At 38.3% G+C, this 17,114-nt stretch carries 17 protein-coding genes; 2 read left to right on the forward strand and 15 right to left on the reverse strand.

Going from position 1 to position 17,114, the window contains the following annotated elements:
• Positions 1 to 840: a CDP-diacylglycerol--serine O-phosphatidyltransferase gene (gene pssA, locus NMK50_RS02585; protein ID WP_254770767.1), complete on the forward strand. Its 840-nt coding sequence runs from the start codon at positions 1 to 3 to the stop codon at positions 838 to 840.
• Positions 841 to 919: 79 nt separating this feature from the next.
• Here pssA and NMK50_RS02590 read toward each other — a convergent pair whose 3' ends face one another.
• The 9 genes from NMK50_RS02590 to rpsF form a co-directional block, all read right to left on the reverse strand.
• A complete protein-coding gene (locus tag NMK50_RS02590; RefSeq protein ID WP_254771162.1) occupies positions 920 to 1,669 on the reverse strand; it encodes an SDR family NAD(P)-dependent oxidoreductase in 750 nt (249 codons plus the stop codon).
• A 4-nt stretch (positions 1,670 to 1,673) separates the two neighbouring features.
• On the reverse strand, positions 1,674 to 3,167 hold the full coding sequence (gene purF, locus NMK50_RS02595; protein WP_374112193.1) for an amidophosphoribosyltransferase: 1,494 nt from the start codon (positions 3,165 to 3,167) through the stop codon (positions 1,674 to 1,676).
• 82 nt (positions 3,168 to 3,249) lie between these two features.
• On the reverse strand, positions 3,250 to 3,825 hold the full coding sequence (locus NMK50_RS02600) for a CvpA family protein (protein ID WP_254770768.1): 576 nt from the start codon (positions 3,823 to 3,825) through the stop codon (positions 3,250 to 3,252).
• A gap of 141 nt (positions 3,826 to 3,966) precedes the next feature.
• Entirely contained in the window at positions 3,967 to 5,343 is a 1,377-nt protein-coding gene (gene radA / locus NMK50_RS02605) for a DNA repair protein RadA (protein ID WP_254770769.1), read from the reverse strand.
• Between the two features lie 6 nt (positions 5,344 to 5,349).
• Positions 5,350 to 6,840, reverse strand: coding sequence for a replicative DNA helicase (locus tag NMK50_RS02610; protein WP_254771164.1), 1,491 nt, complete (start codon positions 6,838 to 6,840; stop codon positions 5,350 to 5,352).
• 640 nt (positions 6,841 to 7,480) lie between these two features.
• Positions 7,481 to 8,077: a 50S ribosomal protein L9 gene (rplI, locus tag NMK50_RS02615; protein WP_254770770.1), complete on the reverse strand. Its 597-nt coding sequence runs from the start codon at positions 8,075 to 8,077 to the stop codon at positions 7,481 to 7,483.
• A gap of 25 nt (positions 8,078 to 8,102) precedes the next feature.
• Positions 8,103 to 9,083: a hypothetical protein gene (locus tag NMK50_RS02620; protein WP_254770771.1), complete on the reverse strand. Its 981-nt coding sequence runs from the start codon at positions 9,081 to 9,083 to the stop codon at positions 8,103 to 8,105.
• A 152-nt stretch (positions 9,084 to 9,235) separates the two neighbouring features.
• Positions 9,236 to 9,484 carry a 30S ribosomal protein S18 gene (rpsR, locus tag NMK50_RS02625; RefSeq protein WP_254770772.1) on the reverse strand — a complete coding sequence of 83 codons (249 nt, stop codon included), beginning with the start codon at positions 9,482 to 9,484 and terminating at the stop codon, positions 9,236 to 9,238.
• Positions 9,484 to 9,891, reverse strand: coding sequence for a 30S ribosomal protein S6 (gene rpsF / locus NMK50_RS02630; RefSeq protein ID WP_254770773.1), 408 nt, complete (start codon positions 9,889 to 9,891; stop codon positions 9,484 to 9,486). The genes rpsR and rpsF overlap by 1 nt, the downstream gene beginning before the upstream one ends.
• Before the next feature lie 351 nt (positions 9,892 to 10,242).
• Between rpsF and NMK50_RS02635 the strand changes: the two genes are divergently transcribed.
• Positions 10,243 to 10,821: an undecaprenyl-diphosphatase gene (locus NMK50_RS02635; RefSeq protein WP_254770774.1), complete on the forward strand. Its 579-nt coding sequence runs from the start codon at positions 10,243 to 10,245 to the stop codon at positions 10,819 to 10,821.
• A gap of 1,108 nt (positions 10,822 to 11,929) precedes the next feature.
• On the opposite strand, the gene NMK50_RS02645 is transcribed toward NMK50_RS02635, so the two are convergent.
• The 6 genes from NMK50_RS02645 to NMK50_RS02670 form a co-directional block, all read right to left on the reverse strand.
• Positions 11,930 to 12,817, reverse strand: coding sequence for a DUF2087 domain-containing protein (locus tag NMK50_RS02645; protein WP_254770775.1), 888 nt, complete (start codon positions 12,815 to 12,817; stop codon positions 11,930 to 11,932).
• On the reverse strand, positions 12,810 to 13,169 hold the full coding sequence (locus NMK50_RS02650) for a hypothetical protein (RefSeq protein WP_254770776.1): 360 nt from the start codon (positions 13,167 to 13,169) through the stop codon (positions 12,810 to 12,812). Before NMK50_RS02650 ends, NMK50_RS02645 begins: the two co-directional genes overlap by 8 nt.
• 10 nt (positions 13,170 to 13,179) lie before the next feature.
• On the reverse strand, positions 13,180 to 13,854 hold the full coding sequence (locus NMK50_RS02655) for a hypothetical protein (RefSeq protein ID WP_254770777.1): 675 nt from the start codon (positions 13,852 to 13,854) through the stop codon (positions 13,180 to 13,182).
• Between the two features lie 191 nt (positions 13,855 to 14,045).
• Positions 14,046 to 15,242 carry an MFS transporter gene (locus NMK50_RS02660; protein ID WP_254770778.1) on the reverse strand — a complete coding sequence of 399 codons (1,197 nt, stop codon included), beginning with the start codon at positions 15,240 to 15,242 and terminating at the stop codon, positions 14,046 to 14,048.
• Positions 15,239 to 16,432, reverse strand: coding sequence for a hypothetical protein (locus NMK50_RS02665; protein WP_254770779.1), 1,194 nt, complete (start codon positions 16,430 to 16,432; stop codon positions 15,239 to 15,241). Before NMK50_RS02665 ends, NMK50_RS02660 begins: the two co-directional genes overlap by 4 nt.
• Before the next feature lie 70 nt (positions 16,433 to 16,502).
• The gene (locus tag NMK50_RS02670) at positions 16,503 to 16,748 is read right to left on the reverse strand and encodes a hypothetical protein (protein WP_254770780.1); all 246 of its coding nucleotides are present in this window, start codon (positions 16,746 to 16,748) and stop codon (positions 16,503 to 16,505) included.
• Between the last annotated feature and the right edge of the window lie 366 nt (positions 16,749 to 17,114).

Genomic DNA, 17,114 nt, shown 5'->3' on the forward strand with positions numbered 1-17,114 from the left:
ATGAAAAACTTTTCGCTCTTTTCTTCATTTAATCCTGAAGGGCAGCATGATGATGGTGCAAATCGCTGGCGTTCACCTACACCGATGCGGTATGTCATTCCAAATGTTATCACTATTTTGGCAATTTGCGCAGGGATGAGCAGTATTCGTTTAGCTTTTGAGCATCGTTATGAAGCTGCTATTTTAATGGTGCTTTTAGCAGCAGTCTTAGATGGCGCTGATGGACGTATCGCTCGTTTGATGGATGGCAGTTCATCTTTTGGAGCACAGATGGATTCTCTTGCTGATGTCATTAATTTTGGTGTTGCACCTGCGCTTATTGTCTACTCCTTTGTTTTGGCTCAAGCACACCAAGTTGGTTGGGTGGCAGCACTTGTTTATTGTGTTGCTTGTTGTTTGCGGTTAGCGCGTTTTAATGTGATGTTAGATAATAAGGATACACCAAAATGGCAGGATAATTATTTTATTGGTGTTCCTGCACCAGCAGGAGCGTTATTGCTTCTTTTGCCTATGTATCTAGGGGCTCTTGGTTTGATGCCGAGTTGGAGCTGGGCATTATTTTTTAGTCTTTATACTGTAATTATTGCTTTTCTGTTGGTTAGTCGTTTACCGGTGTGGAATGCAAAGACAATCGACCAAAATTTGAGGCGTGATATTGTTGTACCATGCATGTTGGGGGTTGTGATTTATGTAGGTTTTCTTGCAACTTATACATGGTATACTTTACTCATTACAGCTGTTTGCTATATGATTTTTCTCCCCTGTAGTTTTGTGGTTTATCATAAACGGGCTCTTTTGGAAGAAAAAAAGAGTAATACGAAAACTCTCCAAAAATCATAGAACTTTATATTTTTTTGCAAAGAAAAGCAGCAATAGAACGAAGTCTAATTCAGATTTACGTTTTCATTCATGTCTATAGTTAATCAGGAACATGATAATCCATGAACCTATTTTTACGGACATTAAAAAGTTTTCCTGTTTCTTTTAAATGAGGTGAGGATAAATGTGCTATTTTTGCTGCAACTTCTTGTGGTGAAGGGAGTGTTTGAGGATCTTCACCAGGCATGGCTTGTGCACGCATGGCAGTGCGTGTTGCACCGGGATCAACACAGTTAACTTTGATAGAAGTTTGTTTTAGTTCTTCTGCCCAGCATCGCGCAATAATTTCTAAAGCAGCTTTAGAGGCAGCATAGGGTCCCCAGAAAGCGCGTGCAACATGAGCAACGCTTGAAGATAACAAAATTGCTCGTCCAGCATCAGATTTACGCAATAAAGGTTCTACAGCTTTCATTAACCGCCATTGGCTGATAAGGTTTATCTGTAAAACATTTTCAAATACTCTATTTTCGGTATGTGCTACTGGTGAGAGTGTTCCAAGGATTCCCGCACTGGTGACCATAATATCAAGCTTTTCCCAGCGTTTTGCAATTGAAACGCTAAGAGTGTCGATATTTTCCATATGATGTAAGTCGAGAGGGACTAGTGTTGCATGTGCACCTTTTTCTCGAATTTTATTGTCAAGTTCAGTGAGCCCACTCGTTGTTCGTGCAAGAGCGATAATATGAGCCCCGCGTGCCGCGAGCTCTAATGCTAAATGGTAACCAATACCCCTTGAGGCACCGGTAACAAGTGCAACACGACCAAAGAGACTAAAATCAAGTTTTGTCATCATATTAATCTCTTGTTTTAAGAACAGAGGATTGATGAATTTGAGGAATACTTTCTTGATCAACGAGCTGTGTAGGGTAATGTCCGGTAAAATAATGGTCAGTAAATTGTGGATCAGTATTATTTCGTTTTTCTCCTGCTACAGCAAGATAGAGACCATCAATTGAAAGAAACTCTAATGAATCAGCACCAACAAAATTGCACATGGATTGTAAGTCTGGATATTGATTAGCCAATAAGCTTTCAACTTTAGGTGTATCAATGCCATAGAAATCGGGATAAAAAATCATAGGGCTAGAAATGCGCATATGCACTTCTTTTGCTCCTGCATCGCGGAGCATTCGTACAATTTTGAGGGATGTTGTTCCCCGTACAATGGAATCATCAACTAAAATAACACGTTTTCCTTGGATAACAGAACGATTTGCAGAATGTTTTAATTTCACTCCAAAAGCGCGAATTTGTTGTGTTGGTTCAATAAATGTGCGACCAACATAGTGGTTACGAATAATACCAAGTTCAAAGGGAATGCCAATTTCTTGCGCATAACCAATTGCTGCGGGTGTTCCACCATCAGGAACGGGAACCACGACATCACCTTCATACGGCGCTTCTTGGGCCAAATGAATACCCATATTTTTACGTACCGTGTAAACACTGCGTCCTCCAACGATTGAATCAGGACGCGCAAAATAAACATATTCAAAAAGACAAAGCTTTTCTGGTTTATCACTCTCTGGTTTTATAATTTTTTTAGTAATTTCCCCATTTTTCTGTATTTCACATATAATAATTTCTCCATTTTTAACATCGCGCACATATTTTGCTCCAATAATATCAAGAGCACATGTTTCGGAACAGAAAATTGGTTTACCATCAAGTTCGCCCATCACGAGAGGTCTAATCCCTGTTGGGTCGCGTGCGGCAATAAGCTTTGTACGAGTGAGTGCCAACATGGCATATCCACCTTCTACTTGCCGAATAGCATCAACAAAACGATCAGAGGACGATTCATAACGTGATCGCGCAATAAGATGGAGAAAAACTTCTGAATCTGATGTCGATTGACAAATAGCACCAGAAGTAATGAGTTCGCGGCGTAATGTCAGACCATTGGTGAGATTACCATTATGGGCAATAGCAATCCCTCCAGCTTTTAATTCCGCAAAAAGAGGTTGAACATTACGTAATGCTATTTCTCCAGTTGTAGAATAACGAGTATGTCCGATAGCAAGATTTCCTGGTAAACGTGCAAGTGTTGCGGGATTTGTATAGTGATCACCGACAAGACCGAGATACTTTTCTTGATGAAACATTTTATTATGGTAAGAGACAATACCAGCTGCCTCTTGCCCACGATGCTGAAGTGCATGAAGCCCGAGAGCTGTTAATGTTGCAGCATCTTCATGACCAAGAATACCAAAAACCCCACATTCTTCATGAAGGGTATCGCCATCCAATGCATAATCCTGACAGGAAACATCGCTTTTTTTCATCATATTCTTTCAGTTGTCATAGGAGGGATGATTATTTCATACTCCACATGTTATTGAGAATTTTTTACCCATGATAAATTATTTTCTATTTTGCTGAATTATTTTTTTCATGAGGGCGTTTATTCTGTATATTATCATCGTCTTTTTTAAAAAAATTTCCTGCTTTTTCAAGAACAGTGTCGAGGTTTTGAGGAAGGACATCCCAAATTTTTTGTCCCAATGAATCTAAGATGGGTTTTGTTGTCGCATTTTTTAACCAGTGAGCTTGGTTCTCGGGTTTAATGAGGGCATTAATAAGAAGCATACCAATAACCATGATCAATAAACCGCGAAATGCCCCAAAAACAAAACCGATAGTGCGGTCAAGGATACCAATGCGACTATCAATAATAAAATCGGAGATTTTCATGGTAATAATTGAAGTAATAATAAGAACAATAATAAAAATTGTAACCAATGTTGTGATCAATGCAATCATTTTGTTAGAAAGATATTGTTCAAAGAAGGGCAAGAAAGGTTTAAATAAAAACAGTGTAGTAATAGCTGCGATTGCCCAAGAAATTAACGATAACACCTCGCGTGAAAATCCTCGGAGCATAGCGAGAAAGGCGGACAACAGGATGACAACTAAGACAATTCCATCAAGGACTGTTATGATCATTTGTTTGTTCCTTATACATAAAGTTGTGTTCTTTTAAGTTAGTATAAAAATGCATTTCTAGTTATGCTATTTTTTTTCTTATAACAGGGATGTTTTATATTTTGTAGATTTTTTTCTTTCTTATCATATGTGTGGCGCAGATCATTTTTTACCTGCAGTAATAGCGGCAACCAGCACAGGAAGATCAGAGAATGTTTTTTGTTGAAATTTGAACGCTTTCATTGTTTCATTTGTTGTAATAGGTTGAACAGCTCCCTGAAAACCAAGTTTTTTTGCTTCATTGATACGTTGTGCAGAATGTGCAACCGCGCGGATAGCTCCTGAAAGACTGATTTCACCAAAATAGACATGATCAGTTGGAAGAGGAATATTTGCGAGCGAAGAGACCAAAGCCGCTGCAACAGCTAAATCAGCTGCTGGTTCGGATATGCGATATCCTCCTGCCACATTAAGATAGACATCATGTTGTCCAAAGCGAACACCACAATAAGCCTCTAAAACAGCAAGAATCATTGAAAGGCGATTGCCATCCCATCCTACAACAGCACGCCGTGGTGTTCCAAGTGAAGAGGGAGCCACAAGCGCTTGAATTTCTACGAGTATGGGACGCGTTCCCTCCATTCCTGCAAAAACAGCTGCACCTGGTGCTTTTTCATTTCGTTCACCTAAAAAAAGTTCGGATGGATTTATGACTTCCCGTAATCCTTTATCAGACATTTCAAAAACACCAATTTCATCGGTTGGTCCAAAGCGATTTTTGACAGTTCTAAGGATTCGATAATGATGTCCGCCTTCACCTTCAAAATAGAGAACAGCATCAACCATATGTTCTACAACACGGGGCCCTGCAATTTGTCCATCTTTTGTAACATGTCCAACAAGAACAACAGCTGCTCCTGTTTTTTTTGCAAAGCGGATCATTGCTTGAGCACCAATACGAACTTGTGTGACCGTACCAGGAGCTGAATCTGCAGCATCTGACCATAAAGTTTGAATGGAATCGATAATAACCATATCGAGGTTTTTATGTTCCCTTAAGGTTGCAAGAATATCTTCAACATTTGTTTCAGCAGCAAGTTTTACCTCTGTATTCGCAGCTCCAAGTCTTTGAGCACGAAGGCATATTTGTGCAAGTGCTTCTTCCCCTGAAACATAGATGACATTATGTCCCTTGCGTGATAAAGCAGCCGCTGTTTGTGTCAGCAATGTTGATTTTCCAATACCTGGGTCTCCACCAACAAGCAATGCCGATCCACGAACAAATCCCCCACCCGTAACACGATCAAGCTCATCGATGCCAGAATGGATACGAGGAGCATCTTGAAGATCTCCAGAAAGAGAAGTAAGGGCAACTATACGTCCCTTACGGATATTTTGCATTGGGCCGCTACCAATACCACTATTTTCATTTTCTTCGATAAGAGAATTCCATTCACCACAGGAATTACATTTCCCAGACCAGCGTGAATGAACAGTTCCACAATTTTGGCAAATAAATTGAAGACGGTTACGTGCCATGATGATTTAACCAATTTGTTCTGGAAGATAATTACTATCTGCCAGATCACTGAAGCGTGTGTAATCAGACTGAAAGGCAAGATGAACGGTCCCTGTTGGTCCATGGCGTTGTTTTGCAACAATAACGTCAGCTTTTCCAAAAGCTTTGTCCATTGTATTTTGCCATCTTTCATATTCAAGAGTGCCTATCTTTGGCTCTTCATTTTTGAGATAATATTCTTCACGGTAAACAAAAAGAACGATGTCAGCGTCTTGCTCAATAGAACCAGATTCACGCAAATCAGAGAGTTGTGGGCGTTTATCTGTTCGATTTTCAACTTGGCGCGAAAGCTGTGAAAGAGCAATGATGGGAATATTCAATTCTTTCGCCAATGCTTTTAATCCTGTGGTAATTTCTGTAATTTCCTGAACACGGTTTTCAGATGAACGTTTTGAATTGCTTGTCATTAACTGAATATAGTCAATAATCAAAACGTCTAAACCGTGTTGCCGCTTGAGACGGCGTGCGCGTGCTGCCAATTGTGTGATTGATATACCACCCGTTTGATCGATATAAAGCGGTGCTTTTTGTAAACGATTCATAGCACGGATAATTTTTGCAAATTGCTCTTCTGAAATATTCCCACGGCGGATATCAGAAGAAGAAACTTCGGTTTGTTCAGAAATAATACGGGTTGCCAGCTGTTCTGATGACATTTCCAGCGAGAAAAATCCAACAATGCCGCCTTCATTCTCTTGTGTTTTTCCATCACGATTGCAAGCATTGGCAATATTAAAAGCAATATTGGTTGCAAGTGAAGTTTTTCCCATTCCAGGGCGCCCGGCGAGGATAATAAGATCAGATTTTTGTAATCCTCCCATTTTTTCATCAAGTGTTTTAATGTGAGTCGCTATTCCTGATAAGTGTGAGGAACGCTTTTTAGCCGCACTTGCCATTTCAAGTGCTTTTTTGATAGCCTCATTGAAGTTCTCAAATCCCCCTCCATATTTTCCCTTTTCTGCTAATTCAAATAAATGTTGTTCAACGGTTTCAATTTGTCTAGAGGGTGTGAGTTCTACAGGAGCATCAAAGGCTGTATTGACAACTTGAGTTCCAATATTAATCAAGGAGCGTCGGAGAAAAAGATCATAGATGATCCGTCCATAATCTTGAGTATTAATGATTGTTACGGCTTCTTTTGTTAAACGAACAACGTAATTATATACAGTAATATCGGCAATTTTTTCTTCCGCTGGAATAAAAGGTTTTATGGTAACTGGATCGGCAATTTTTCCTTTTTCGATAAGATGAGATAAAACAGCGTAGATTTTTTGATGGAGTGGTTCAAAAAAATGTTCGGGCTTCAAAAAATCTGCAACACGATCATGAGCATCATTGTTGATAAGAAGTGCTCCAAGCAAGGCTTGTTCAGCTTCAATATTATGTGGGAGTTGTTGGAAAGAAGAGGGGTCTTCTTTTTGTGAAGAGCTAAAATTAATGACGCTGGTTTCTTCCATAACAGTTTTTCTCATCAAAATTTCACGTTTAGGCAATCAATCGAGCTCTTTATATGAAAAGAAGCAGGAGACAGAATCTTGATTTTAAGTTCAAATCTTCCTTTCAATTCTTTTTAGTTCTCTCCAATTTCTGATTCACCATTTGTGTATTACTGGAGCTTATTCCTTTACATTTTATTTTCATAATATAGAAATTTTAGAAAATATGTAAATTTTCTAGATTGCACTTTGGGTTCTCTCAAAAACACAATGCTGTGTTTCTGGTGTTTTGAGGTTATAGGATGCTAGGGTTTTAATGGTGCTATAAGTAAAATTGCTTTTCTTTATAATGACAATTATTTTAAATGAGAGAAGAGGTTACAACCAATATACCACTTTAGGGGAAGAGCATTTTTTTTAAAGCAGAGAGTTAGAAATTTTCTTTCTCTTTGAAGAAAAAAGCATAGGCGCATTTTTGCTTACTATATTTTCTGGTGTGTCATTTTCTATACAATACTGAGGGGTGTTGTTGCCATAAAAATTCAACTTCCACGATAATACAACAGAACATGTAGCCTTTTAGGATAAATGTTCTGTTATACATCAATGCTATTAAGCGATAGAAAAACAGAAAATGCAAGATAGGTAATAAAAATAACAACTAAGCTTCTTTATCAATGCCCACTACATCATTATCGCCCATTTCTTCTACTGATAGCTCTTCCTCTGTTTCTGCTACGGATTCTTTTTGGGTATCATAGATCGCTTCAGCAGAAGTTAGAGTTTCACCTTCTGCTTGGCGTTGTGCCTCATTGGCTGAACGTGCAACATTAATGACTAAAGAAATTTGAACTTCAGGGTGAAGACTAAGAGTGATGGTATGAAGGCCAATAGTTTTTATTGGATGATTCAGCTCAATCTGATTGCGTCCAATAGAAAAGCCCTCATTTGTTATAATTTCGGAAATATCGCGTGTTGATACAGATCCATAAAGTTGTCCTGTTTCACCCGCTGAACGAACGGCAACAAATGATTTGCCGTCAAGTTTTTCAGCGATTTTTTGTGCTTCACTTTTGCGTTCAAGATTACGCGCTTCAAGTTGTGCACGTTGCATTTCAAAATGTCTTTTATTAACTTCATTAGCGCGTAAAGCTTTGCCTTGAGGTAAGAGAAAGTTACGTGCATAACCGTCCTTAACAGAGACAACATCACCCATTTGACCAAGACGAGGAATGCGTTCAAGTAGAATAATATCCATAGTTTTTCCTTTCGAACAAATAAATCTAGTGAAGTTTTTTGCGTGATTGAAGGTTATATTGAATGGTTGCCCAAATTCCCATTAAGAGCATCATGAAAGAAATAGGTGGAGCAAAAACGACAGTTAAGATGGCAATATAAACAAGAGAGAGGATAATAATCCGGCCATTGATTCCTTGTGTAATATTATGGAGATATGCTAAACCACTGATTGAGATAATAACAGTATACGCAATGCTAAAGACACGTATGCTCAAATTAAGAGGAGCACTCAATTCAGCCATTGATACGAGGCAAACAACAATAAAAATAATAATTCCAGAAATTGGAAAACGGAGAGTCTTACTCCAATCATCTCGAGGTCTTTTCAACCACTTCATATGTTGAGCTGTAATTATTGAAAAATAAAGATTACCAATGAGAAAAAGTAAACTATAAATTGTGAGAGCAATAGCTGTTAAAGTTGCTGTATTTGCCATGACAAAGTCGCTAAAAGCGCGGATATCAGTTTCCTTGAGTGATGGCGATTGTTGCAGAGCTTGTACTATGTTTGCTGTAACTTTTTTTATAATAATGGGTGTGGATGAATGGGTTTGAATATAAACTCCGATAAAGGCTGCTATAAGAGCAATAAAGTTCGTTAAATGAAAAATAATCGATGATAATGGATACCATATCAGAGTGTTTTTCTTATGGTCTGGTCGTGCAAGTCCAAGGAGCCAAGAAGCATAGACAGCAGGAAGAAAAAATAATAGCATAAAGCTAAGAGCAATATAGGTATTCGTGGTTATGATAAGAACAATCGTCGCACTTATGAGAGCAACGATGCTGGCTAATGTCCCTTGACCGAACGCAACAATAAAAATTGGCAATGAAAGAAAACAACCAAGAAGAAGAGAAAAATAGGGTACGACATTTGCAACGCTGATAAGCGCCATCCCTATTACAACAGCAAAAAGCCCCGCCAAAATACCGGTCATTATCTTATAAACATGAAAATCGCTCATTTATCGCTGTCCTGCCGTTTGCAGTTAGGGGCATTACAATACCTCAACTTTTGGTATCTTTATACTCTTCGTATAATCCACAACCAGTTTTTATTAAATCATATAAGAAAAGCAACTGGGGTGTTCCCCCAGTTGCATAATATATTAACAGCCTACTTTATAACGTATGGGAGTAATCCTAGAAAACGAGCACGTTTAATAGCATTCGCTAACTCACGCTGTTTTCTCTGACTGACGGCTGTAATACGCGAAGGAACGATTTTTCCTCGCTCTGAAATATAACGTTGCAACAATTTGACATCTTTATAATCAATTTTTGGAGCATTCGCACCTAAAAACGGACATGTTTTACGACGACGATGAAAAGGACGACGTGCTGCAGTTTGATTCATATCGGTCATTATTCTACTCCTTCTATAACATCTTCACGTTGGCGACGCGGGGAGCGATACCGCTCTTCATCGTGACCAATGTGATCATTACGATCAATACGTGAAAATATAGGAGATTTTTCTTTTTCGTGTTTTTCTACGCGAATGGTCATATAACGCAAAATATCTTCATTAATACGCATTTGACGTTCAACTTCAGCAATTGCTGTTGCTGGTGCATCGATATTAACCAGCACATAATAAGCTTTACGATTTTTGCGAATACGATAAGCGAGAGGGCGAAGACCCCAATTTTCTGTACGCCCAACTTTCCCACCGTGCGCTTCAATGACCCCTTTATAGGTACTTAACAGTTCATCAATTTGCTGCGGTGCAATGTCTTGCCGAGCAAGGAATATATGTTCATAAAGAGCCATTGCTTTGCCTTTCTTCAATTAAACTTTACCGGTTTTAGCGCAAAGCCTCTGCGACTTGTCTTTTTTGGAAATCCAAAGAAGAAAGGACGCGCGTACAATTTGAGACATCCGAGAGCGGAGACACAGGAGGTCGGAAACATTGCGTTTCCTACTGATAACTCTTCAGTCCTCCGTTCAACCTCCAGCTAAAATGCCGGTAACAAACGTTTGACGTTTACAACTTATCTTTTAGAATAGCAAGCTTATGTGCATAAAAAAATCGATTTATTAAATCTTGAGATATTTTTTATACAGTTCACTCTTTTTACAAAAAGATGATGCTGTAAAGCTATGAACATGAAGGGAAGAAGAATGAATTGTTTAAACCAGATTGATGTTGCACTCTTTGAAATGCTTGCTGGCAATCATCAATCTTGGCCGGTTTTAATTTTGTTTAGTATTTTTTGTGCGAAGTTTTTAATTTACATTATTCCATTACATCTCTGTGTGTTGTGGTTTTGTGGTCAAGAGAAGGAACGACGCGTAGCACTAAGCATTGTTATGAGTATTTGTGTGTCTCTTTTTATAGGTTATCTCATTTCTCTTATTTATTTTCATCCACGTCCATTTGTTGCGGGATTGTCAATACCATTGATTAAACATAAAGCAACAGCCTCTTTTCCTAGTAATCATGCCTTGACTATTGCATCTTATACAGCAAGTCTTTGTTTTTATAGATATAAAGTCGCATCTCAGTTTGCAACGGTATTTTTATGTTTGATTTGTTGGGGACGTATCTTTGTTGGTGTACATTATCCTTTTGATGTTTTGGCTGGTATAATTTTAGGCAGCCTTATAAGCTGGGGCGTTATTCAGTTTATAGTGCCATATTTTCCTAAGTTTCTCTATCAAATTCCGCTATCGATTAAGAAAAGACATAAAAATCAATAAGCCACATGAAAGGCAAGGAATTTGATGTTTAGTGATGCTATGATATTTTTTGCTTGAGCTTATTTTGCGGTTGGCATTCTTTGTATAGAGAGACACCATTTTATCGTCTGTCCATCCAAAGATTGCTTTAAGCTGTGAGACTGTTAAATCTGAATTAGCAGCCATGTATTGCTGCTAATTTTGGCAAAATAGGTAGAAAAATATTTGTTTAGAATTTACTTTTCTGTTTTTAAGTGAATAATATTATCTTTGACGCCTTTTCACTAATACGAACGGCATCACCACAACGGCAAGCCCGTCTATAGGAGAAGATCAATCTAGACGCGTTCGTGTGTTCCTAAAGTCCATGTTTATAATATTTCTCAACATCTTCTTCTGTTTAAACAGCAAATTTATTTTTATTATTGTAAGTTATTTTTTTACTTCTGCTTTTGGATTGTTTTCTAAAAGACTTTATTCAATTACCAAATTAAAAAGACCATTAAGGGTTTTTAGAGAATTTTGAACTATTGCAGCTATCTCTTTGAGGCGTTCAATACCAGCTATAAACTGTTTCTTCTCGACGGTTTGGTATGAATATTCCCTATTGAAGTACACTTTCATAAGAGTGTGTTCTCTTTGTCTTTTCGTACTTTTAATTATGCTATATCAAGAAATGCTATTACACTGTTTGAGAAGCCATGCAAAAAAATTTTCAACAAGTTTCTCTCGCTTGGATTTGGGAGATATCAGTCCTTGTAATTGAGCAAGTGCGTTTTTGTAATTATAAACGAACTCTTGTGTTCAAGAGATTCCTCGTATTCTCATACGTTACCCATGACCAATACGCACATACCATAAAATTTTTACTATGGCGTGTAATTTTCCTATCCAAGCTAACAGTCATGAGCATAATCGTCATCATAAACCTTAATATAGCCAAAAACCTTAACAATGTGAAGGTTTCAACCAGAACAAAATTTATTTCTATTCTATCTTTATTGGAATTGATTTGGTAAAAAAGGCTGCGAGATTTTTTTATGCCATAAAAAAATGGTTATCACCAGCTTGCCCTTCAAATACTTCGCTTTTTAAATTCTCTTGAAAGGCGCAATCTCTTTTTTCTTTTTTAGCGCACGCGTTGATATTGGCTTGCGTACCGTTTTAAAAATCCTCTTTCAACCAAGGTGCGTCTTAAACGTGCAAAATCTACAGTAAAGAGGCTGCATATCTTTGAGATTTCAGTTTCGCTATAGATTTTTTCCATTTGAAATGCCTCACTCATTTTTGTAAGCATATCTTCAGTTTCTAGGGAACGGTCACCTAAATTTTCCATATTTCGTACGTTTTTATCTTCTAGTGCTTGCCATAATGTATCTACGATTTGAAATCCCTCTTTTGTGTTTTGAATAAGACCAAGATTCAAAAGGCGATTAATGGATTTATGAATGCTTTTAACATCTGAATCGACATGTTTGAGAATATCAGAAAGATTTTTAGCGCCAAGTATAATTGTTGCATAAACGGCGCGTAAGGTAGGAGAGGTCATTGCAGAAATCAAAGAATTGCGTATATTGCGTTTATGAAGTGCTTCTTTTCCCATGGGTAAAAGATCATTGCGAATAGGCAGTTCATTGATCTCTCTCAATTCTGATTGTAATGATTGTGAGCGCACAATTTGTTCAATACTAGTGCGTTTACGGATGATACCGAGACCACTTTGGCGATATTTGTGGTTTTCGGGCAGTGTTAAAGCTTCATAGGAGCGATCGAGTCGATAGAGGATTTCTTCCCATAGAGGGGTTCTTATGCGTCGAACACGTTGTTCGCCATTAAGGGTGACGGCTGTCGTCATTATTGGTTCGTGAAGACAGAGATAACCACCAGGAGTGATATGTTCCCAAAGTGTTATAATAAATCGCACATCATCTGCTGGAGTTCCAGCATCAATCCAAGCAAAATCTATTGGCCCCCAAGATTTGAGTGTATTTTCATCGAGGGAGAAAAAATTATTCATTAATAAATGTTACAGTGTTTTTTTCAATATTGGCATTGAGAAGTTTTTGCCATGCTTCTTCTGCTGATTGACCTTCTGCTGTAAAATCATCAATTGTGATAAGTCGTGGTTCATAAGTGTCTGGAATTCCTGAGGGGTCGAGCAGAGCTGTGCGCTCCTCCCAGTGAGAGGATTCGAGAAGTCTTTTATCTTGTTGCCATGATAATTTAGCTTTTTGAAGGGATTGAGCAATAAAGCATGTGCTATCGCCGGCACCGATTTCAATAACTGTGCGTGGTCTTGCCATTTGAATAAGTGTATAAATAAGTTCAGCACTCTTTTCTGTTCCCATTCCAGGTCTTATCAGTGGCATCTTTTTATCCTTATAAGAGAAGAAATCGCAACATTCCTGCTTTAACAAAAAGCTTTATTGAATTGTCTACAGGGTGTTGAATAGGTATCGGTGTTGCAGCTCTTTTTAAGAAATGCTTGGTTTTTTCATTAAGCCGAATTGTGCGCCCATTAAGCTGGTTGATGGCAAGGTAGCCGATGGGAGAGTGAGTGATAAAGCATGTTGGTTCTCGTAAAAGAGCTGTTGCATTATCCTCTGAAAGGGCTTTTTGATCTGTTTCAATGATTCCATGCCGCACCAATGATATCAAAAGAATTCCAGCAGAGAAAAGAGAACCATTAAGTTGTATTTTTTTCAATGATTGTATAACACATCCTTCACGAAGTGCTTCAGATGTTTGAAAATCAAATCCACCGAATGCTGCTCCTGTTGGAAAAACAGCAGTGATAGGTTGAATTTGGCGTTTTCCAATTAAGGCGGGTTTCTCCTTCTGTATCTGTACATCCTTTGCCCATTGAACACGTGCCAAAGGATTTAATTCACGTGGATAAACAGCTAAAGAATTTATGGCTATCGGCGGAGTAGGTTTTTGCAATTCAAGGGAATGGATGTACTCATGACAATCATGTTGCATATAGTCTGCAAGTTGCCATACATAACCGCCTGTTCCATTGTAAAAATTTAAACCTATCGGGTCTTGTTGCATAATGTTAAATCGACTTATTGGACTCTTTCGAGATTACAAGCTTTTGAAAAATTTGTTCCTATATATTTTAGGACATGAAATCAGATTGACTCATAAGAGGTTTATATTATTTCAAAATCAACAATTCTATCGAGTAGTTGTAGCACCTTTTAGCTTGTTGCATTGTTTACTTTAGAAAAAAACGAAGGTTTCTACGAACTATCATCAACTTCCCTTTTTTGTACAGTGCTATTTAACACAAAACCTAAAGTGCCTACGACCATTGTGGCGATGCCGATTGCAAGGAGAGTATTTTGGGTATCATGTACACGAATAAAGCCTGCTCCGATAAAACCAATACACACAGATGTTTGTAGAATGAAGACATAGGCTGGCATTTGATTGTTTCTATGTTCTTTCGCAATGGCTTTCATCATAAAGCTTGCCATGAGGGCGTTTTGTACGCCATTGGCTGCTCCAAGGATAAAAAATGAAACCATCATCAACCAAACAAAATCTGTTAAGGAAAAACAGAAAACTCCAAAGCCAATGATTGTTGCGGCCAAAGATGCTCCAGCGGCATTGCCAAAGCGATGAAAGAGGCTAGAGAAGCAGAGTGGACCAACCACTAATCCTAGACTTACCATGCTTGCGATCATTCCATATGTTTGCGCGCTTAAATGAAGATTGGTACGGATACGGACAATAGATAAAACGTTGAGAGCAGAGGTGAGTATGATGGTGATAATGAGTGGCGTAAGAGCATAGAGAACATTTTTTTTACGCAATAATCCTCTTACATCTAGTCCTTTTTTGGTTTGCTCGGATGTGTTGATCTTTTCTGAATGTATTTTTAATATTTCAACACAGAATGTGGTGATAAAGGTTGCACAAAGAACGATGACTGAAAGCACAAACAACCCTTTTTGTCCGTTTGATAAACTATATAACAGACCCCCTAAGAGGGGGCCTCCAATATAACCAAGGTTGCGAACTGTTTGGATGATACGATTGATGAAGTCTAACTGGTGATCATTCTTGACAAATTCAGGGACAGAAACGAGGATTGCAGACCAAAAGAGTGATCCAGCACATCCTAGTGCAAAAGAAATGGAAATGTATGCCCAAAATTGGTTTACGATTGCAGCTATGGCTATAAATATTGCTTGAAACAATAAAACAGCAGGCACTGTATAGGTGGAGCTGAGAAGATATAAGAGCCGTGGTGCAACTGGTCCAGCACAAATTGCACCGATAAGTCCGGCGAGCAAGAGCATTGAAAGAGAAGATGTGCTTTTTGCTAAGTGGAGAGCAAATGTAACTTGCGCTGTTTCATCGGTAAAGCTGCTTAAAGCTAAAACAAGAAAAAAGCAAATTTGGGCAAGAATAATGGATTTTTTCTTTATCAAAGCGTTCCCCAAGATGCTAAAGCTTTTACGGTTTTTAAGACTTCTTCCCACATGACAGGTGTGTATGATTTATCATTGAGTTTTGCTAAGTCGATTTTCTTTCCTGCTGAAAGTTGAGACAGGAAGCTCTCTAGATGAGCGCTATATTTAAAACTGGCACAATGCCCATTTGCGGCAATAAGCAGTTCTTTTGTTTCAGGTAAGAAAACCCATTGGAGGGTAGCAGAGGGGCGAAGCATAATTTCACTCTCAATTTCAGATACATCAACAAGAGGGCGGCCGACGCATAAACGCGAACTTGTGTCGCAAATTAATTGGGTAATAAGCATACGGCGTTTTAGGGAACTATTCGCAATTTCCGAGCTTAGAGTGGATAGCTGAAAAGTGTTCTCAGGGTTTAAACTTGCTCTACCCGATGTTCGAATATCATGTCGTGACCGCTCATCAATATGGAGGAGATGAGAAATATACTCTTTATATTTGTGCGCATCACTTGCTGTTTCCCAAAAGGCAATATTGACATTTACGGCAATATTTTTTCCAGTTTCGGCAACATGGAAAGCATCATGAGGAAAGTATGCAACACGATCAGTACGATTTTGTAGTGCGATCGCTGTTGATTTATACGCTTCATATTTGGGATATCTTAGCCCTTGGAGGTCATCTCGTGTACTGGGCCATGTGAACATTGTTTTCCCATCCCGTAGAGTGAAGCCGAAATTATGGGCATGATCCACGTGGACACCAACATGGGTAGAAGAATATCGACCGATGAAACAATCAATATCTACTCGTCCGCCTGGTCGAAAGCCCAAAGAGTGTGCTAACCGATCTGCAAATCTTTTTGCCACATCCCACATAATTGGGGTGGCCGCGTATAGCCCATAATACATGACTCCCCATTCTTTTCCCTCAGCACAGTGATCAACGCGGGTTATATATTCATCTATAGTTTGATCAGTGTCCAAAACAAGAAAGTTTGGAAGAGGATTTGGAGTGCGCACTCCATCAACAACCGTTACTACTTCAGATTGAGAGTTAAGCGCTAAAAGTTTATTTGGATTTTCTGCGTATTGCTTTAAAGCACACAAAACATCCCCTTCATGAAAAGGGATGTTTGTAATTGACAATTCAGCTGCTTGCTTAGCCCAAACTTCTTGAGAAAAGCCCTCAGAAAACAATTTAAACATGACGATAAAATATGCTAAGCTTTCTTACACTGAATACGCTAAATGCATACAGGTTTGCACCCATAATACATTATTGAACTTCATGTAACACATTCACATCGCAGTCTTCTTTGAAAACTTGAGAATCGATACGTTGAGCGTATTTAGTGCTGCTCAAAGGTGGCGCAACATCATCGGCAGCCAATTCAGAGATATTTTCTAATTCATGAAGTGAGATATTCATATTTCCCCCCTTAGATAGTTGATAAAAAATTGATGATAACCACAATAAGTTACCATCACGGCTAAAGTTAGCAGAGATTTTATTTTTTGCCAAATAGTATGTTCATTGAAAATATCGCTTGTTTTTATAGAGGCTAAATGTTTTTTGCAAACACAAGCTTTTGATCATCAAGATATTGATTTTATGAAAATAATAGCTCTTTCCATTTTTCGTATTTTGTTAAAAAAATGAGAATGACAAGATATTTTGTATTGATATTGTTTCATGAATGCTTTTACAGAGAATAGTGAATAAGGTGCTTGTTCTATGTTCATTATACGAGAAGGATGCCTATAAGGGTATTTACTGATTCAGTAAGAGAAGGCTTTTTACAATATTTTCTTTAATATGAGAATGCGTGTAGGCTATTCGCTTATGATGGAGATTCTTTTCAAATAGGAGAGAGTAAAAAAGCAATCA

Source organism: Bartonella harrusi (genome assembly GCF_024297065.1).
Classification (GTDB): domain Bacteria; phylum Pseudomonadota; class Alphaproteobacteria; order Rhizobiales; family Rhizobiaceae; genus Bartonella; species Bartonella harrusi.